The sequence below is a fragment of the Cytobacillus firmus DS1 genome (assembly GCF_000565285.1).
GTDB classification, from domain to species: domain Bacteria; phylum Bacillota; class Bacilli; order Bacillales; family Cytobacillaceae; genus Cytobacillus; species Cytobacillus firmus_A.
On the sequence record NZ_APVL01000029.1, the window covers coordinates 1 to 18,914 of the forward strand.

The 18,914-nt window shown below is 36.5% G+C and carries 19 protein-coding genes; all 19 read right to left on the minus strand.

All coding sequences use genetic code 11. From position 1 onward, the window contains the following. Positions 1-38 precede the first annotated feature (38 nt). The 19 genes from PBF_RS22145 to PBF_RS22240 all read right to left on the minus strand — a co-directional run bounded on the left by PBF_RS22145 (position 39) and on the right by PBF_RS22240 (position 18,890). Positions 39-398 carry a MauE/DoxX family redox-associated membrane protein gene (locus PBF_RS22145; protein ID WP_035332864.1) on the minus strand — a complete coding sequence of 120 codons (360 nt, stop codon included), beginning with the start codon at positions 396-398 and terminating at the stop codon, positions 39-41. Continuing rightward, a complete protein-coding gene (locus tag PBF_RS22150) occupies positions 399-620 on the minus strand; it encodes a twin-arginine translocase TatA/TatE family subunit (protein ID WP_035332866.1) in 222 nt (73 codons plus the stop codon). Next, positions 620-1,396, minus strand: coding sequence for a twin-arginine translocase subunit TatC (gene tatC, locus PBF_RS22155; protein ID WP_035332868.1), 777 nt, complete (start codon positions 1,394-1,396; stop codon positions 620-622). The genes PBF_RS22150 and tatC overlap by 1 nt, the downstream gene beginning before the upstream one ends. Positions 1,397-1,970: 574 nt before the next feature. After that, positions 1,971-2,450: a hypothetical protein gene (locus PBF_RS22160; RefSeq protein WP_035332869.1), complete on the minus strand. Its 480-nt coding sequence runs from the start codon at positions 2,448-2,450 to the stop codon at positions 1,971-1,973. 692 nt (positions 2,451-3,142) lie between these two features. Then, complete coding sequence (locus PBF_RS22165) at positions 3,143-4,036, minus strand: phospholipase D-like domain-containing protein (protein WP_035332871.1); 894 nt, start codon at positions 4,034-4,036, stop codon at positions 3,143-3,145. A 102-nt stretch (positions 4,037-4,138) separates the two neighbouring features. After that, on the minus strand, positions 4,139-4,537 hold the full coding sequence (locus PBF_RS22170) for a hypothetical protein (protein ID WP_035332873.1): 399 nt from the start codon (positions 4,535-4,537) through the stop codon (positions 4,139-4,141). A gap of 17 nt (positions 4,538-4,554) precedes the next feature. Next, positions 4,555-4,746 carry a hypothetical protein gene (locus PBF_RS22175; RefSeq protein ID WP_035332875.1) on the minus strand — a complete coding sequence of 64 codons (192 nt, stop codon included), beginning with the start codon at positions 4,744-4,746 and terminating at the stop codon, positions 4,555-4,557. 143 nt (positions 4,747-4,889) lie between these two features. Continuing rightward, positions 4,890-5,462, minus strand: coding sequence for a hypothetical protein (locus PBF_RS22180; RefSeq protein WP_035332877.1), 573 nt, complete (start codon positions 5,460-5,462; stop codon positions 4,890-4,892). Positions 5,463-5,813: 351 nt separating this feature from the next. Beyond that, positions 5,814-6,293 (minus strand): hypothetical protein, encoded by a 480-nt coding sequence (locus PBF_RS22190; RefSeq protein ID WP_152539725.1) that lies wholly within the window; start codon positions 6,291-6,293, stop codon positions 5,814-5,816. Between the two features lie 92 nt (positions 6,294-6,385). Beyond that, the gene (locus PBF_RS22195; protein ID WP_035332882.1) at positions 6,386-6,991 is read right to left on the minus strand and encodes a hypothetical protein; all 606 of its coding nucleotides are present in this window, start codon (positions 6,989-6,991) and stop codon (positions 6,386-6,388) included. A gap of 176 nt (positions 6,992-7,167) precedes the next feature. Further along, positions 7,168-7,662 carry a hypothetical protein gene (locus tag PBF_RS22200; RefSeq protein WP_035332884.1) on the minus strand — a complete coding sequence of 165 codons (495 nt, stop codon included), beginning with the start codon at positions 7,660-7,662 and terminating at the stop codon, positions 7,168-7,170. Further along, on the minus strand, positions 7,663-8,283 hold the full coding sequence (locus PBF_RS22205; protein ID WP_035332886.1) for a hypothetical protein: 621 nt from the start codon (positions 8,281-8,283) through the stop codon (positions 7,663-7,665). Between the two features lie 91 nt (positions 8,284-8,374). Continuing rightward, positions 8,375-8,905, minus strand: coding sequence for a hypothetical protein (locus PBF_RS22210; protein WP_035332888.1), 531 nt, complete (start codon positions 8,903-8,905; stop codon positions 8,375-8,377). A gap of 42 nt (positions 8,906-8,947) precedes the next feature. After that, entirely contained in the window at positions 8,948-11,158 is a 2,211-nt protein-coding gene (locus tag PBF_RS26895) for a peptidoglycan DD-metalloendopeptidase family protein (protein ID WP_051488990.1), read from the minus strand. 15 nt (positions 11,159-11,173) lie between these two features. Beyond that, positions 11,174-13,162, minus strand: a complete 1,989-nt coding sequence (locus PBF_RS22220; protein WP_035332890.1) for a hypothetical protein — start codon at positions 13,160-13,162, stop codon at positions 11,174-11,176. A gap of 42 nt (positions 13,163-13,204) precedes the next feature. After that, complete coding sequence (locus PBF_RS22225) at positions 13,205-15,724, minus strand: hypothetical protein (protein ID WP_035332892.1); 2,520 nt, start codon at positions 15,722-15,724, stop codon at positions 13,205-13,207. Between the two features lie 12 nt (positions 15,725-15,736). Next, on the minus strand, positions 15,737-17,689 hold the full coding sequence (locus tag PBF_RS22230) for a VirB4 family type IV secretion system protein (protein ID WP_152539726.1): 1,953 nt from the start codon (positions 17,687-17,689) through the stop codon (positions 15,737-15,739). Beyond that, positions 17,643-18,569 (minus strand): hypothetical protein, encoded by a 927-nt coding sequence (locus PBF_RS22235; protein WP_035332894.1) that lies wholly within the window; start codon positions 18,567-18,569, stop codon positions 17,643-17,645. The genes PBF_RS22230 and PBF_RS22235 overlap by 47 nt, the downstream gene beginning before the upstream one ends. 15 nt (positions 18,570-18,584) lie before the next feature. Then, positions 18,585-18,890, minus strand: coding sequence for a PrgI family mobile element protein (locus PBF_RS22240; protein ID WP_035332896.1), 306 nt, complete (start codon positions 18,888-18,890; stop codon positions 18,585-18,587). Positions 18,891-18,914: the final 24 nt, after the last annotated feature.

Sequence of the window (18,914 nt, forward strand, 5' to 3'; positions counted from 1 at the left end):
AACTTAATGAGCAAAAAGTGTTCAAAACTACTTGACGGTTACAATATTTTGATAAGGGTTAAATTATCAACTTTTGAATCCATTAATTTACCATAACAACCGCATGTGATTTTTTTGCCACTTTTTATTACTCTTATTACAGAAAAACCAAAACAAAACAATAAGAATATTAACGCCATCAATCCGTATATCTTTGTGCTGTCTAACAAAAGACTAATTGATGCTAGTAACTCTATAAACGGTAATAGAATCCCAAATAATTTAGCAGATTTATCAGGTAACACATTGTATTCCATTACAGTATTTGAAAACTGGGATAAGTTTAATATTTTAGAAATAGAGGATATCATGAAGTACATTAACAGAAAGTAAATTCCAATATTGTATATTGCCTCCATCTAACCTTTCCTTTCTTTGTTATTAAGTATATGTTCATCAATTATTGATTCTTTTTTTTCTATATTATTATGATGTTTTTCATCCCCGCTCACTGCTCCTTTAAACTCTTTAAGTGACTCTCCGAGTGTTCGACCAACAGAAGGCAAGTTTTTTGTTCCAAAAGCAATTAAACAAACCACAAGTAAAATAATAATGCCTGGAACCCCTATTTGACCTAGCATTATGTCACCTCCTTTTCATTAGGTATCAATTTCTCCATATTTCTAGTTCTTATTCTTGAAAAAATATCGCATATGTAAATACTAATCTCATATATCATAAACAAAATCATCATAACAATGAGATCAGTTACAACATCAGGAGGGGTTACTATAACAGAAAAAAAACATAATAGAGGATATGCAAATTTTCTATATTGTTTCAACTTTTGCGGTGTTATTACATTGAGTAACGTTAAAAAACTTAAAATAGCTGGTAATTCTAAAATAAAACCAAAGATTAGACAGACAGTAAAAACAAAAGTAAAAAAATCAGTAAAACTATAAACAGTTTCTACGGAAAGGTTTTCAGAAACATTCAGAAAAAATGATAATAATAAAGGAACAAAAATTTTTAACCCGATTAGAGCTCCTACCATAAATAGCAAAGAGACTACGGGAAGTGTATAAAGAACAATTTTATTTATACTTTTTTCCAAGGCTGGCTTTATAAAAAGATATATTTGAAAGACTAAAATCGGAATAGTGACGCATAAAGACTGGAAAAACATAACTTTCATATAAATACTCACTGATTCAGTAACTTTAAAAATATTTAGGTTTATGTGATAGGTTTTTGCAGATTGCTTTATTAAATCTATAAAATAAGGGGCAGTAAAATAAGAAATCAGAAAAATGAGAAAAAATGAAATTACAGTAAATAATATTCTTGTTCTGAATTCTATTAAATGGTCTAGAAAGGGCCGTGTTTGATCAACTTTATTTTGGTTAACTGACATTAAGTCACCCCTTCTTCAAATTTTACATATATTATCATTTCTTATATATAATCCCATATTTATACAAAAATTACCTGATACAAAATGACTATTTAAGTGAATATTTAGATTGTTCCAATTATTTGTTTGCAAAGAAGTTCTTTTTTTATTAACAAGATAAATTCCAAAATAGATATGCCTAATATACATCGAACAAATAATAATAATATACGAATATATAAATATATGATAAAGACCATTGCTTCAAGAAATTTTCTTGTAATCAATGGTCTTAAAGGTATATTAAAGTAATATTTGGTTTTACTTATTTTTCACTTATAATAAATGTGAAAGGAAGTATTTCTGATCGTACGTATTAATTGACTAGAATAAAGAAACAGCAAGAAAGTACAATTCACAAATATACGCAGGAATAAATACCAAAAAAAAAAAAAACGATTTCATTTGGACTCTTCTTTTCTGGTTCTCAGGCACCACAATATTTATTAACAAAAATTGCTAAGTAGCGCTACCAAAAAATAAATAGTGTTGAAGAAATGATTAAGAACAACCCACCTAGGGAGCCGTATTATTCCTAATGAACTTTAACGAATACCGTTCCGAAAAGTTTATCTCCAATATAGGCATCTAATTTCCACATTCCACTCTTTGGTAATGACATATTAGAGGGGGCATGTCGGTCTGCTCCGTTATGAGCACCACCTAGTCCACCTTCTACCACTGTTATTTTCTCTTCTTCTTTCTCATAAGTAGCAATTACTTTTAGGTTTCCATTAAACTCTTCGTCATCTCCCCAAAAATGCCACATATACTTTTGTGTTTTATTTGGATAAAACCTAAGATTCTCGCTGTCATCGTAGATAAAACCTAAACGTCCTTCTTCTCCAATCATAGTGTAACCTCCATATTCAAATAGAGGGCTCTCTTTCCATTTATTTACCTGGTGTTCTGTTTCTGATTTAATTTCATCATTTTTGTTTGCGACATTACTACAACCCACGGTGGTAATGCTTATAATAATTGAAATAATTAATACGAAACTTCTTTTTACCATAAAAAAATACCTCCTTTTTATTATCAAACTCAAACAAAAAAATTCAATAATTATACGAATGCGACAGTGTTTGATGCTATAACTGATTAAACCATCATTTTATGTTTAAACCAGCTTAATTAGCTTTCTTCACATTAGATGATGTACAAAATTCAATGGATTAGTTCTAGTACCTTTACATTAACAAACCTGTTACAGTAATGACTTGGCACTTTTACTGATCTTCTATTATCCCTATTAAATTTTAGATTAAATTCTAAAAAGAAGTGAGTTTGATCTACCTTATTTTATGACATTTAACATCCCTTTTTTTCTTACAATAAACATCCCCCTTTCATAAAATTAATAATTTACAAATATTATAACTTCTTCTATATAATCCTAGATTTATACAAAAATAACCAGATTCTATATGACTATTTACCGAAATATTTAAAATATTTATGTTATCCATGCACACATTGACCCTTTTAATTACTTAAAACCACATGAGGCTAAATACAATTACTCAGATAAGAAGTTTACTCTAGGTTGTACTAATCAAAGTTACACTATTTAAAACTGCTTTATAATTGGTATTCATTAAGGACGAATATAATTAAAATTTTTTGGAAATGATTGATCGTAAAACACCATGACTTACTTAAAACAAAGGACTCTCCCAAAAACAGGAAAGTCCTCTTACTCTTTATTTAGATTAGATCAAAAGAACCTTCAAATGATCTTTTAATACCAAAAGCAAAACGGTCCTTCCAGATTACCTCAGTGCTCCATTCTCCTTCTCCATCCATGGAGATACTATTGTATTCTAATAGAGCAACTGCATGAATACTAAATTGACTTTGCAGCTGTTGGAGAAATTTCTTTATATCATAGTCATATTCTTCCTCAAGGATTGCTAATTGTTCTGGAAAGTCACTAAGATGATCGGTTTGCTCATTATAATATTCAGCAATGCTTACGATAGAATGATAAAAAGAAGGATTTATATATTCCCTGTCTAAATCTTCGTATTTATCTTCACAGCCACAAACACTTACAATTTTACATTCAGTGTATTCATGATCATCTTCTGCCTTAAGGTGAACGATTAAAAGTTTAAAGGTTCTCTCTCTGCATGCCGGACATTTCAATTGTTTTTGTAATTCAATAGTTTTTTTATTCAAACCCCATAGATAAGAAAATTCATCACGAGTAGGGTTAATAATTGACTCATCATAAAGTTCCATTAAATTTTCGAAGTTATTATTAGCATTTTTGCTCCAGTTAAATGAACCAATAAGCAGCTTCCTTTTATCAATAATACAGAATTTATGATGCATATAATTCTTAGGGGACCACATACGTAATTGTTTTATTTTGATGCCTGCTTCTTTTAACTGCTTAATCCAGGAATCATGTTGACTATTCTTTTTATCACCATTCACTACAATTTTTACCTTCACATTCCTGGCAGCAAGGCTAATAAAAATATCACTATATAACTCAAAGTTTAACCAAGCAACAGCTATTAGAACTTCCTTTTGAGCTTGCTTTAAGGAATCCATAATAACTTGCTGCTGATCTCGAAAATGTATCTTGTTCATTCTGCTGGCGCTCCTAACTTGGAAGAAATCTCCCTTCAATTAATATAAACAAAAAATATGGTATGATATTCCATCATACCACCTTCTATGTGAATCATAAATCTAATTAACTACACCTACATTATAAAAGTCGTATTCTTCTTTATTTCTTCTTAAGTGAATAAATACCAAATAAGATCCACCTATAAAGAATAGGACTATTGATAAGAGTTCAATATGAGTGTTGATTATTAACAAAGCCACAACAATCAGAGTCTCTAATGCAGCATATAATGTATTTTCAATCCTAGCCGTTTTAGGCAGCTCGGAAAAGTCTAGATAGCCTTTCAAGTTGGCAGATGCATACTGTCTTTTGGTGCTAAATATGTGAAAGATATATGTAGCCATAATCATACAAGCTAACCCATAAGCAATGATATTGCTTTCGATGAATCCTTTAAACATAAATAGCAAAGAAAGCATGATAAAGCTTATCCAAACTGAACGAAAATACATATACACTTCAGGACTCTCCCTTCTTATCTAACTACTTCAACCTGTTCGAGAAATGGCGTAATATTTACCTGGCCATCATTATTTGCGATTCGGCAATTTATTGCTAATCCCTGTTCTCCTGTAAGGACATTTACCTCTGGGATTCCCACCATAAATCCAACAATCTTAAAATTAGATGGACTGGCTAATAAAAATCGTTTCACCTTTTCATTCATTTGCACTTCTCCCCTTTATAGATTTTCTATATGAAAACAACATCGGATATCCAGATAATAAAAAACGCCAAACCCCTAGACAGGGTATTGGCGGTTCTTCCAGCTCAATAGGTTTTATATGAATTTCTTATACATTAATATTATCATGTTGTATATTTTCCCTCAATAAACATTTCCATTTTTTTAATAAATTCTTTAAAACTTCCATATTTCTTCTGAACTTTATATAAAGATGGCTGGTTACCTAATCGATAGTGCTGATATTCCCTTTGGCCAAATGAATCCTTTCCAGCCTGCACTTTACAATATTGATATGCAGCATAATAATCTCGGTCACAAAACTTAAACTTCTGTTCAAACTTTTCCTGATCAAAAAAGGAATGATAATAGCCTGGTTGAATGTGTTGACTAAACAGGTATAGGAAAGTAAGAAGCTTATAGTTAACGTCCTTCTCATTATTAACGATATCTCCAATCTCACTATATTCTGTTATGGGAATGCTAAGAGAAGTACTTTGCATTGGATATAGACGCTTATATTCAGACGCACTTTTATCAATTGTTCGATCGACGCTTATTTCAAATGGAGCACATTTATATTGGGAAAATCCTATTAATAGAGCTTGGGATAAGGATACATTCCCCTTAATCTTATTTAAATCTTGGTAAAAGTTTTTTGGAATCTTTAGAGGAAGAAGAACTCCTTTTTTATGCAAACGCAATCACGCCCTATACCTTAAGTATCTAGTTTTGGCTGCTTAACTCTCTACCTGTTAATACTTTTATCATGTGAGTCATTAGTTAAATTGATTTTTAATGTCTGCAGCCAATCATAAGGGATTTGGTAATAATCTTGGATGTCATCATCTAACAATACCTTATGGTCCTGAACAATAATACGATGAGAATTCCCATGGAACTCTAATGTATTCTCCCCGTCCCAGGTAAGTATGTTTTTTTCAAACTTATATTTTTTAGCTATGCACACATTATTCTTATGGAAGGTAAATAGCTTATAAAATAAATAAATAAGATTAGACCTGGTATTATTTACTTCTTCATTCATTTCAGGTCCAGCTTTCGATTGGCTCATCGCTAAGCCATTGATTCTGAGGGTTTCGATATCTCCCTTGCTTGTGTAGGTATGCCTGCTTTAGCTTAGGAACCCCTGGCCAATTCTCTTCTTCAGGTAAGATGGATAATTTCACGCCCACCTTTTTTGCTTCTTCCAACGCGATTTCTATACCCAGATCAAAGATCATTTCACGCTGCCCCTGATAAGTTAGTATTTTTGGAGAAACGCCAACCAGCATATCGCTGACCAAGTTAACGTTTGGATCGGCCGGTACTGCCCTTTCATATCCTCTCTTTGTCATTACGAAAAGTGGGTCCCCGTTTTTATCCTTAGGTAGCCGGCTAAAATCTGGCTGCCAGCCTCTTGGGATATTTTCGCCCAATGGGAATATATGATAGCTATCTGGAATAACATTTAGATCTCTCGTAAAGCGGCCGCTCTTTTGACAGTCCGCTGCTATATCATATTCCATCGAATTGACTCTTTCTCCATTTAATTTACATGTACTTCTATTTGGATCAAAATGTTGGCATAAATTGCAGGTAGCATATATTTTTTTCATTTCTAATCCCCTCTCTTCTTTAATAATTGAGCCGGTATATCTTTTCGACAGTATTTAATTCTAATATTGTTCTCTTCCAAGAATTTTAGTTCCTCTAAAGTTAGAAGGTTTCCACATTTAACACACTTCTCGGATGACTCCACAACTACAGCTGCAGTATTTCCCTTATCAGCAGTTAATCCTACAGCCGGGTTATTCGCCCACTTTCTATATGGAGCTAAATCCTTCCAACCCATCATATATTTATCACACGCTTTTCGAAGTGCATCGCTTTCAGCCGATAAAATGGCACTCTTAAGGTTTTGGATCTTCCCCGTATCTTGGTAAGTCTTAAAATTAGAAAATCCAATACCCTCTCTCTCAACATCAAGTATTTTTAGAATACCTTTTACAAGTATTTGTTCATCTTGATGATAAATGACTGGTTCTCCAGATAACCTCCAAGACCAATAGGGTCCTGCAGCTTCTTCTAATCTCTGAATATATGCTTGAACAGGTATAGAAGCTCTTCCAGGAGTTTCCGTATTTTCAACCGAACCCTTAGGGAAAGGCAGAGTAAGTTTTTGACTAATGGATTTATATAATATGTCTCTTTCTTCCGGTGACATGAGCTCACCCCTATATGTAGGAATTTCGCAACAAAAAACTTGGATATTTAGTATCTTGATTGATTCGATTATATATTATAATTTTTTTCAAATCAAGGAATATTATGGAACATTTACTAAAATTAATAAAATACAAAAAGGCTTCTTCACTTTGAGTAAAGAAACCTCTCATTCTACTAACTTTGCGGGACAAAAAAGTGATAGATATCTAACGAGTACTGCATAATTACCCAAAAGACTGGTGCTCCAAATACCATAGCCATTCCAATGCGTTTTCTTGGAGGGTTTTTGGCAGCTGTTAGCCAGAATATTATTCCTAATAGTGCTCCAATAAAGATCATAGGTTCAAAAAATATTTTAAATAGATGGTGAACTTCATGGCCTTGGGAGCTTGTAGAATCCATTAAAAACCTAATATCCTGATTATTATCATTCCCTTTTAACAAACTATCGCCATTCATATAAGCAATGATTAGAGGAAGATAAAGGATTAGCAGCATTCCTAATGCTCCCCCAATAGAAAATAGGTAAGCCGCCCTCTTCCTAAAAGGATTTTTTCCTGCGTACAGCAAATAGAATAAAGCAAACAAAAATAGGAACCCAAAAGTAGGAACAAATACTAATTGAAGTAACCTTATTCCAGTCCATACTGCTTCATTAACGCCTGTCATTTACTCCCCTCCTTCAATACTTCCTAAGAGATCCCAAACGGAAGAGTCGATATAATAGTAATTTGATTCATGTTCATGGATGTGTTCATCATCAGAGTGCTGTTCCAGCTTTTTTAATTTCACATTGATTCTTATGGGCTCTTCTAAATCAGAATAATTCAAATCCGCTACCACCCTGAGGCTATCCTTCTCAAAAACCATCATACTCTTAATCATTTCGACTGACTCCAGTTTCCGATTTCTGGAAATACGGTTCATAATTTCTTTAACAAGTTTTATTTTATTGGGTTCTTCATTTTCAAAGATATCCTCATTGTATTGCTCGAGTGTAAAAGCATCAGGATAGAAGTCTTCCTGATTTAACATGGCCACAGCAAATAAATATTCAACAGCTGACTCTGGTTTTGAATACCTGTCATTTAAGTATTCAACAAACTCTTTACTTACCGGCGAATCAGACCATTTCCTGTTTACGGTGTCTTGTTCCTCTTTGACAATGTTTAGTGATTCATCCATTTCCTTAACTACATTTGAAATATCAGGTGTAGTGATCTTTTTATAAATAAATAGCCCCAAAAAGACTACTAATAGAATGATGAACACTATAGCAATTTTTTTCATATAGACCCCTTACTTTCCCATAAAAGTAAAAGAAAAATTTAATAGTAAATTATGATTCTAGTGAAATACCCAATCTATCATTTAATTCAAGTTATTCTTCAGGATTCTCTCCCGCTGCTACCAGCTGTTGCGCCAGGACCTTCCAATCGTTCGCTATTACTGCTTGTTCTTGTTTGATAGCCAAGAACTCTACTCTAAAAGGATCCTTCGCAATTTCTTGATCAGGATTATTGGCTTCATCAATGGTGTTTAAGAGCAATTGATGAGAACGATTGACGAGAGCTAACAACTGTTGGTGGACTTGAAATAGCTCTGGTTTAACGTTCAAGCTTTCAACACTTTTTATAAGAGCATTAGATTCCTTAATTTGCTCTTTTAATACTTTTGCAAACTGCTCATTGCTATACTCTTGTGTATAGATGCCATCAAGTCCATTATTATAGACTCCTAGAATGCTATTCATATCTTCAATTGTTCCTTGCAGAGATTTATTGTACTCCTCAAGATACGCCCTATTCTCTTCTGTTACCTTGACCTTTGCTTCATCATCTTTCCCAAATGAACAAGCTGATAGAGTGCCGATCATTAAAAAACAAAGGATTATGAATGCAAACTTTTTCATAGATTTCCCTCCATAAGGGGATAGTTTTCTATCCCCTTCAAATTATTTTTCAGGCGGAGTTGGAATATATAATAAGGGATTCTTAGCGTTCGATTTCCCTGCATTCCAACTAGGCTGATGAATCTCAAAGTGCAAATGCTTCCCATAGGACTCACCTGTATTTCCCATATAACCTATGAAATCACCTTTTTTTACGGTTTTCCCTTGCGCTAATCCACGTTGGGCTAAATGAGCATAAACCGTTTCAAATTCAACACCGTCTATTTTATGTTTTATATAAACAACATTGCCGTAGGAGCTAGAAAGATAAGATCTACTCACCACACCATCAGCAGCAGCAACTACAGGCACCGTAGGCCTTCCGCCGCCACCAATATCCACTCCATAATGAGTTCCTCCTGATCGATTTCCGAATCCTGATGTTATTCGGCCGGTTGTAGGGAAAGTAAAACTACCTTCAGCAACTGGAATGGAACCGCCACTTGGAAGACCATTCTTAAACATAATTCCTCGGTTATAAACTTCATTCACATAGGAATTGGAATGGTTATAGCTCCGAATAGCTTTCTTGATTTTAGCTTCATCTTCTTTTTTATAGCCGCTGGCAGCTAAGTAATTCGCTGCAGTAAAAGCGGCATCTTCTAGTTCCCAGGGAGAGGCCTTACCATTGTTATTAGCATCAATCCCATACCCACCATGCTTCTTTATTTGCTGAACACTTGATAATAGATCAACTACTAGATTAAGTGGCCCTTCTATATTTCCTAATCTAGTAACCGAAAGTCCATTTCCGCCTTTGTATGACCAGCCGAGCCAGGTTAATCCCATGAACTGAAAGTGGCCTTTAGCCCCAACGCTTGACCCCTTACTTGGGTCTGTTGCGGCCGGGTTTGTACTGAACTCAGTTTCTTGGGCATGTATTGATGCTAATATCCACCAATCCACGTTATATGCTGCAGCCGCTCGTTCATATAGCTCTTTATATTCCTCCGGATACCATCCACCACCGCCGGATCCGACAAGTCCGCTAAATGCTGATCCTTTTAAATTTGGCCCAATACACGAAGCGGCATTCATCAAATTTTTATAGTAACACTCAATTAATCCTTCAAAATCGATTGTGAATTTTGGGAAGGTGTCATCTATTTCTTTTAGCTGTTCTAACACATATTCCAGGTCTTTAGGTTTCACCAATCTGGCAAGTATACCTTCCGGATTATCGACAATAAGAAAAGAGAGAAGAGCTTCTCCGTTGTATGAAACGTTTGGAGATCCTGAGTCATCAAGTTGATATAATGTGTATTTTTTAAACGTATCTACAGTACATTCTTCAGTTAATTGGGTTCCTTCTTTTACCCAATCACCGGTACTTAACGAATAGGAGAAAAAAGCGGTTGCATACATAGCACTAGCTTCAGTTACAACCTGTCTACTAGGCAAATCTTTCGTTGTAAAAGCCGTGCTGCTTTCAATTTTGTATTCAATCTCATCCTTATCTTCTGGTTTAGCATTTATGCCATCTGTATTCGTATTCACTGGCCGCTTACAGGTAGTGACGGTCTTTGTCATTACCTTTTCCCCTGAAGAAGTTCCATACTCGTATTCCACTTGCATAGTAGGATCCTTGAAGTAATAATCGATTTCTTGATTGATTACATTGTAAAAATAGGTATGGGCCTTCTGCCTATCCGCCTTTGTTTTCATAGGCTGATTCTTATATTTTTTATGCCAAGGCACATATGTTTTAGATTTAAGAGACTTATAGGAATATAATGCTGGAGGAATAGCATCACTCGGTCTGATCATATCTAAAACTTGAGCTATGTATGATTGATTAACAGGTTGATAAGGAGACTGGCTTTGACCAGAGCTCAATACGCTATATAAGTCACTTCCGACTTCTTCAGAGCGATCGTCAATGACTTCTTTTATGGTTTGATCAAACAGCTTTTCTGCTTCATTCCTTTCGCCTCCCCGGCCAAACGTATCAAACTGAACCACGCTCTCCATAATAATCAACAATAGGATAATCAGTAAGATGATGAGGAAGGCGTATGGACCGATAAAACCAACAACCGACTTAATGATAGCAGGGATGAGTTTTTGAAGAACCATCTTTAAAAGCTTGTATTGCGCCTTTAAGCCCTTAACAAACATGTTTCTTACCCTCTTGTTCTTAAGAGCACTCTTCCCGATATTAGCCATCTGGCCAGCGGTTTGTTTTCCTATATCATTACTATTTTGATCGTTCAAACTATCCCTCCTTTCTTAAGAGAATCCTCTATGCCGGTTTTGATTAGCAGGAACCCATCCTCCCATTTTTTGTATACCGTCTGCTACTCTATCACCAGTTGATTGACTAATAGGATGATTATTTCTATCCATTAAACCTGCCTGGAAGTAGCTATCCGGATTGACCCGGGATGTATCGAAAGATGAATCAACTAATCTATAATTATTTGGACCGCCTAACATGGCACCGGTGGTTTGTTGTAAATATCCGGTCGGATTGTTTAGCGGGTTTTGAGGTAGAGAATACCCTCCAGCTCCATTGGCTTTTAGTCCTTCAGGTGAATTAAAGCGGTAACCGATTTCCCTAAAGGACCCATTTTTCAGTGAAGGATCTGCTTCTCCTAATGGACTAATTCTTTCAAAGTTATCGTTACCTTTATCCATATATAGGCCACTGCCTTTGTTATCTTGGATCCATTTTAAATCGGCCCCAGGATACATATCTTTTAATCGGTCCAGACTAAGCCCACCAAATCCTCCTAATTCTTGAGAATTAAGTAAGCGACTTCTAGAAACCCCGCTTAAAGCATGTCCTATATTTCTTCCTGCTTCCCCTTTTCCAACCAATGCTCCAGCTGTTTCACCAAGATTGCCGAAAAACTCTTTCCGCTTCCCAATATCGTTAAAGGTGTTTTTAATTCCGCCATTATCTTTTAGGTCACCAATCAATCCTTTAGAATTCACCCCAAAAGCTGCAACATTTCGTGAACCCTGAAGAAGACCCCCGGCTAATCCACTCCCTGCTTTCATTCCTAGTACGGCTCCCGATGGGCCTAACACCAAACCTGCGGTCCCCCCAATCACTCCACCTAAACCTCCAACCCCTTTTTTCATCCCGCTCCATAGTCTCGAATTCTTCCCATCCGCTAGAGCACTAATTTTTGTACGGCCTTGATGACTAATATTATTTTGTTGAAGGGATGGCGCTTTCTTCATATATTTAGAAAGAGAAGCTGCTGTGGCTAATGTTTTAACACCCATCATTCCCGTCTTTTCCATCGCAGAGTTAGCATCTGAAAGATGAAGCCAAGAAGTAATCATACCCGTTAATGGGATGAACATTATTAACATGACCATTTTAAAGACGGTTCCATTTACTCCGCTTAACAGCGTGGAAAATAACAGGAAAATAGTTAGTAATAGTCCATGAAAACTTTGAAGAAAGACAATGCCAATTAGATCTCTCACCCAGGAATTAAACATTTTACTCGTAGAACTAAACATTAATGACATTCCGGCAACCGGGCCCAACACTAGCAGCATAAGAATCATAATCTTTCTAAAGATATAAATGAAATTCATAAATAGAGCTAATATCCATTCAGCGAAAAAAACTACTATATCGGTAAAGGTGAATTTCGAATTGCTTGTCATCATGCTAAGGGAATCAAATTTTAATCCATGAGAATCCATTAATCCTTTAAAACCGCTTAAAATACCTGCATTCAGGGAGAAAAGAGTTTCGATTATGAGATCAAAAGAATAAATAAAAACGGTAACAACCAACCACATTTTTACCTTCTCCCAGAACTCTGCTCTTTGAGCTCCCCCTACTCCACTGAATGCAAGTTTCAGAGATGATATAAGCATGGATAATAGTAAAATGATTGAAAAAACACTTTTGATATAATCAGTGAGAGGGGTAATAATTTTGTCAAATTCCTTCTGAGTAAAAATTCCATACACAAGAGTAGAGTCACTGGTGTCATTCCAGATACAATGAGGATTACCAAATACTAAAGTCGATAATGAATTAATCCCAGCAACTCCTAAGGCTGAATTAATAAAATCAATCGTATACGACTCAACAAGGGATGCATCCTCCTCTTTATACTTTTCTATTTTTTTTTGTGTGGAATCGTTATATATTTCTTTCCCGCAGCTATGCGACTCTATTGAGTTGGCCAGAGCTGGTGTATTCACAAAAAGGAGCATAAATATTAAAAGGATTATGATTTTCTTCATGGATTCACCTCCCATCATTAAAGGAAGAGAAAATCGTATGTGTTATACGATTTCTCTTCTTCTCTCGTTCACTTTTTTTCCTCTAGTACCACTCATGACCCAACCAGTCGCGCTCTTCATAGTGCTCTGAGTTCTATTTAATGTCTCTGCCATCCGATCACTGCCTGTATTCGCATTATGATTAAGCGCTGAATAGGCAACATACGCATCAGGATTTATTTTCGAAGCGTCAAATGTAGAATCGACAATCCGATTAGGGGATTGCGCCGCCACTAAAGTAGATTGGTCAATTATGCCGTCCCGGTTTCCTCCTCCTACAATATAGGAGTTGCCAGTTCTCATAAGATAAGGAGTTGATCCTGGCAGACCTACAGTTGTATTTTGAGGATGTCCCTCAAAGCCACCAGCTGTTGGAGTACTTACAGCATGATTCGGACTCTCTTGCATACCTGCACCTGGAACGGAACTGAGTGAACTGCCTGTATTTGCACTTGAACCAGGAATGAAGTTACTTCCTGTATGAACCGGTAAAGTGCCTCCTGGAGCTTGTAACGAAGTTCTCATAATTCCTGGCCCCATAGCTGCACCTAATGCATTAGCTGTTATATTAGAAGCCATAGAGGTAGTCGCAGTACCACTGCTTTGCGTATTTAGCCCACTATTGAAACCTTGTGTATCATTCGATAGGCGATAACTCCCGTTAGGTTGCAGTTGGGGAACCCCTTGTTGTGCATGTCCCAATCTAAAAGAAGTAGCTCTGACTGAACCGTTTTTCAGAGATGAATCTGCTGCTCCCTTTATCCCTACTTGAGACCATTGCCCACTTTGATCCTTCATATAAAAGGCTGATGAGCGATTTGTTTGGACATTCATTACCTCTGCCCCAGGATTTAGCTTAGAAAGCTGTTCCCATGTCTGGCCACCTGCCCCACCTATAGCTGGAGAAGCATGTGTTAGATCATTTCGGGAGACACCGCTTAGCCCATGGCCAATTCTTCTTCCCATCTGGCTTAACGCTTGTGATCCTGTCATACTCCCTATTGACTCACCAAGATTTCCTGCAAATTCTCTTCTTCGGTCAAGGTTACCCATAAAGGCTCTGAAACCAGATCCATCAGCACCACTGTAAGCAGCCGCTTCTTTTACAGTGCTAAACGTATTCATCAATCCTGCAGCTGTCCCTCTGGAACCCTGTAACACACCTTCAGCAACTTTCTGTCCAGCTTTTGCGCCAGCCATAATTCCTAAAGGATTCATCGTCACTGCTCCAGCGGCACCACCAATGAATGCACCGACAGCTCCGGTACCTTTCTTTACTGCTTGCCAAGTTGAAGAGTTTGACCCCGTAGCTAAAGCCGAAATCCTTGTGGACTGGGAATCACTACCTCCACCCGCATTAATTAAACTGTTTTCTGCGGATGAAGCAAGCGTTGAATTCGATCCAAAAGTTGAAAGGTTTCCCCCTCGAATGATGTTCCCGGCCTGGTTTGCTACCATCATGGTAGTCATAATACCGCCTAATCCTGTCATGGTTAGCGCTTGTCCAAGTTTAGTAGAAGAATCTCCAATGTTTAACCATCTAGAAATCATTCCACTGACAGGGATAAACATCATCATTAATCCTAACTTCATGATTACTCCTGCTCCTAGAGCTGAAAAGGAAGCAAAAGCGAATAACACAATGGCATGGATTGATTGGAGGAATGTATTTCCAATCAACTCTTTAGTCCATACCCCGAAAAATCCTCTGGACTTATTGAACATCAGTGAATAAGCGGCAATTGGTCCCATAACCAAAAGGACAAGGATAATGATTTTTCTAGATATATAGACAAAGTTCAGGATTGCAGACAAAGTCCATTCTGCTAAAAAAGTTATGATCAAGGACATTACACCAAATACATTTTTCATATCCTCAAATCCAGAAATTATAGAAACTCCGTCGATTTCAACGCCACTTTTGGTTAGAACATCCCTGATCCCTATAATGACAGCTGTATTTAAGCCGAAAATGATATTGGTAAACTGAGTAAAAAACACCATGAATAATGCAGATACAATCCACATCTTAGAGTCCTGCCAGAAGTCAGCTCTCGATTGCGGATTCATGGAATTAAAACCTAACTTTAAGGCAGAAAGCAGAATCGCAAGTGTCAATATCGCAACATACGCACCGGCAAACAATTTAAGCATAGGATCAATAATTTTCTCTCTTTCCTTGACCGTAAAAATACCATCATTTGAAAGAGTGTCATTTTTATCCATCCAAACGCAGTAGGGATTACCAAAGACCAGAGTGTTAAGTCCGGCAATTCCTCCGATATTAAACATGTTTTCTACCTGACTTACCATGAACTTTTCCGCCATATTGGCATCATTTTCTTTAAAGTCTTTAATCTTTTCATTTACTTTCTTATCAATCAAGGGATTTCCGCATGACCAAGTGTATGAAGGAACAAACTCAGAATTCTCACTTGTCTTTGATTCAGCAAAAGCAGAAGCAGGAAAAACCGAACTTAGAATGCAAAATATCAGGAGAGATAATAGGATAGTCTTTTTCATTTCCTACCTCACTTAACTTCCCACACTGATATTCTGATTCGTGTTAAGGTATACCCATTCATCAGGAGTGGGTTCACTCCGAAAATAAACGATCTCCTTACCCGCTTTTAAAAGCACATCCCCTGTATCAGCAGTACGTATCATTTGGCCAACTTCTTCTGAAAAGCGGAAGGTCTCAAGAATCGGCTCAATGTCTTGATCTGATTGTTTTAGAAAGGCCACCGTATTTAATTGAGCGATAATATCCTGTGCTTCTTGGCTTCGATGAAACATTTCATATCGCTGAGAAACGATGGTCATGCTTACATTCCATTTCCGTCCCCTCGCAGACAAAAGCTTAAAGAACTCCAACATACTAGGATACTTAAGCTGCATCCAGAACTCATCGGCCACAACCCGCTTTTTTGTTTTAGGATCGTTTTTGATAAAACGATTCCAGGTCCAAATATTTAGAACATGTTGCGCTAAGGGCCTCTCAATTCCATTCGAGGAAAGCCTTGAGATATCAAAGCAGATAATTGGCGCAGTATCTAAATCAACATCTTGCTCCGTAATTAATTCCGTTTGGCCATCAAACATTCCAAATGCCCGCCCAGCTGTAAAGAGGGTAATTACGCTTTTTAACTCCTCTAAGTTAGGTGTTCCTTCCTTCATCCTCTTTTCAATTTCATGTAGGACGTCGGAAATGGTTGGCATCTCAACATATCTTTTAAGCCAGATAATGTTTCCTTGCTCATCGACTTCTTGTTGCTGTATAAACAGGGATTCTGGGTCTTCTGTAATTCCCTTGTCGTGATAGAGTAAATTTAGTATTTCATCTAGAATTCCTAACTCTGTAGGAGTTAAGCTTGCACCTGCTACCCCAGTGGCAGCTTCTTTCATGACTTTAAAAAACTCGATGGCTTCTTTAACCTTTTCATTAATGTTTACTTTTTCCAGGATGTATTCGTCTTCTGTATTTTTGTTTATTACTTCTTTTTCAACATATATATCTAATGGGTTGATTCTGCTGCTTTTTCCTTTATAGGTGTCCGATCTTAATTCGATGACACACCCACCTAAGGCACGAGTCAATCCTGTGTATTCGGGCTCAACATCAAAAATCACAACTCTGTTTATTCCATCACTGAAGCCACGACCAATAATTTGCTTAACAAAAACACCCTTACCGGCTCCAGACTCCCCAAAAATGCCCACATTATAATTGTTAAGTTTCTTATCAAAGTTGTTGTAATAAACGTATTCGTTCCCATACACACCAATTGGCATCCCACCGGTGTGGTTCAGTTTAGAAGAGGTGTGTGGGAAGATGGCGGTTAAAGCAGTTTGATCTAGATTTCTAGAGGTGTTAGCTAAAAAATTATTTCCAAGAGGCAACGTACAAAGAAATCCTTCCCTTTGCCGGCCATAAGCATTAATTAACTCAATGGATTCACCACCCAATGTGGTTTCGACATCAACACATTTTTGGTTCAACTCAGTAAGTGAATCTGCATAAACCGTAGCTGTAATACTTGCATAGTATAGTCCGTTTTGATTGTTACGGATTTGATCCCTTAAAAACTTACTATCTTGAAGTTTTTGCATTGATTCTTCCATTCTTGCACCATTCTCATTTTTAGCGGCAGAGTGGAATACCGTTTCAAGCTGGTCTATCTTATTTTTCAATTTCCTTACGGCCTCAGTACGATGGAATGGTTCAACAAGCACCGATACATCAATGTCATTTCCCATAAATAATCCTTCTAGCCAATTAATACGAACTGTTCTGGGGTAACCACTTGGTTTCACAAAGATGGTTCTGCCATATTTGATATTCCCTAATCCTGATTGAATGGTGAAATAGTCATCTAAAAAAGTTACTCCATCATTTAAAGCATTATCTATTAAGGAAGGAAACGATAATTCTTTATCGTTATTAACTGGCTTCGGAGACTCCAGCTGTTTCTTCTTGAACAGTTTCATTATTATCCATAACCTCCCCTATATCTTGAACTAATTCATCAAACCCCGGTAAAGTAGTAGGATCTGCAGTAATAAAGCTGGTGATCTTTTCTTTACCACTTTGGACCACAGATTCAATTGGATGAACCAACATACGGTCGCGGTTTAAGGCTCTCTTCAAGACTTCCATCGCTTCCAAAGAATTCAAAATATCACTTTCAATTTTTGCCCGGGCTAACATTTTCTGAACAATAACCGCCTGTTGATAAAGGGTTTCAGCGATTTTCTTTTCTTTTTGGGCGGCGGTTAATTTCCCCATTTTAGACGGTTCATATATGTAGCTCACAACGTAAAAGACGTTTCTGGTTAAACGAAAGTCATTGATCGTACGAGATTTTATATGGCTAATAACCCGCTCGTTGTATTCTCTGGTTTGTGGATTGACGGCTTCTAAATTTTCCTTAAATCGAACTTCCTCTTTTCTTAGATCTTGCCTTACAGCTTGACCTAATATTTGGACTGGGAAATTGATGACTCGAAATAATGACTGATATCCTAAGATAATACTCTGGCGTTCGCTTGCATTAAGAAGGTCAAAGTTAACAAAGTCTGTTGCAATGATTAAAGAATACTCATTTTTCGACTTTTCGAAGATTCCATACTTAATGTCCTTTAATCCAATTAGATCTTTAAGCGACTCTCCACTTGGTTTATCTGGTTTAGTTTTTTTCTCAACAACCTCTGCGTAACCACTTTCCGCTTCCTGTTGTTCTTTTAGATATTGTTTTCTCTTCCATCCAGCAATCGGCTCATTATTATCCATCCTCTTTTTTGCAACAACCAAGAAACCTAAAACAGAAAGAGTAAAAACAGTGGAAATCATTATGAAAATATTAAACATTTTACCCCTCCTTTTTTAGGGATGATAGATTTTTTGAGATCGATGATATTTAATTTTGACAAGGATAAATTCTGATAAATACATCTCATATTTATCAAGTTTTACATAAGCAAGGGCAATGGCTGTTCCGAGCATAAAGACAGAAAAGGAAAAACGTAAAATCCCATCTAGAATTCCTACCACAAAGGGGATATTACCAAATACGAAGTTAGCTAAAGCCAAAAATATAGTGGGAAATACAATCATGAACTGCCTTTTGGAAAAGATGGCTAAAATTTCTTTCTCCTCTTCTGTCAGGTCTATGGGTACGATAATTTCCAAGTGTTCATACCTCCTTTAAAAAAG

What these genes read in the sequence shown, in the direction of transcription:
- PBF_RS22230 (WP_152539726.1), bottom strand. Translation starts at nt 17,689, where the DNA reads ATGAAACTGTTCAAGAAGAAACAGCTGGAGTCTCCGAAGCCAGTTAAT.
- PBF_RS22165 (WP_035332871.1), bottom strand. Translation starts at nt 4,036, where the DNA reads ATGAACAAGATACATTTTCGAGATCAGCAGCAAGTTATTATGGATTCC.
- PBF_RS22200 (WP_035332884.1), bottom strand. Translation starts at nt 7,662, where the DNA reads ATGACAGGCGTTAATGAAGCAGTATGGACTGGAATAAGGTTACTTCAA.
- PBF_RS22150 (WP_035332866.1), bottom strand. Translation starts at nt 620, where the DNA reads ATGCTAGGTCAAATAGGGGTTCCAGGCATTATTATTTTACTTGTGGTT.
- PBF_RS22145 (WP_035332864.1), bottom strand. Translation starts at nt 398, where the DNA reads ATGGAGGCAATATACAATATTGGAATTTACTTTCTGTTAATGTACTTC.
- tatC (WP_035332868.1), bottom strand. Translation starts at nt 1,396, where the DNA reads ATGTCAGTTAACCAAAATAAAGTTGATCAAACACGGCCCTTTCTAGAC.
- PBF_RS22225 (WP_035332892.1), bottom strand. Translation starts at nt 15,724, where the DNA reads ATGAAAAAGACTATCCTATTATCTCTCCTGATATTTTGCATTCTAAGT.
- PBF_RS22195 (WP_035332882.1), bottom strand. Translation starts at nt 6,991, where the DNA reads ATGTCACCGGAAGAAAGAGACATATTATATAAATCCATTAGTCAAAAA.
- PBF_RS22190 (WP_152539725.1), bottom strand. Translation starts at nt 6,293, where the DNA reads ATGGAATATGATATAGCAGCGGACTGTCAAAAGAGCGGCCGCTTTACG.
- PBF_RS22220 (WP_035332890.1), bottom strand. Translation starts at nt 13,162, where the DNA reads ATGAAGAAAATCATAATCCTTTTAATATTTATGCTCCTTTTTGTGAAT.
- PBF_RS22235 (WP_035332894.1), bottom strand. Translation starts at nt 18,569, where the DNA reads ATGTTTAATATTTTCATAATGATTTCCACTGTTTTTACTCTTTCTGTT.
- PBF_RS22160 (WP_035332869.1), bottom strand. Translation starts at nt 2,450, where the DNA reads ATGGTAAAAAGAAGTTTCGTATTAATTATTTCAATTATTATAAGCATT.
- PBF_RS22210 (WP_035332888.1), bottom strand. Translation starts at nt 8,905, where the DNA reads ATGAAAAAGTTTGCATTCATAATCCTTTGTTTTTTAATGATCGGCACT.
- PBF_RS22175 (WP_035332875.1), bottom strand. Translation starts at nt 4,746, where the DNA reads ATGAATGAAAAGGTGAAACGATTTTTATTAGCCAGTCCATCTAATTTT.
- PBF_RS22205 (WP_035332886.1), bottom strand. Translation starts at nt 8,283, where the DNA reads ATGAAAAAAATTGCTATAGTGTTCATCATTCTATTAGTAGTCTTTTTG.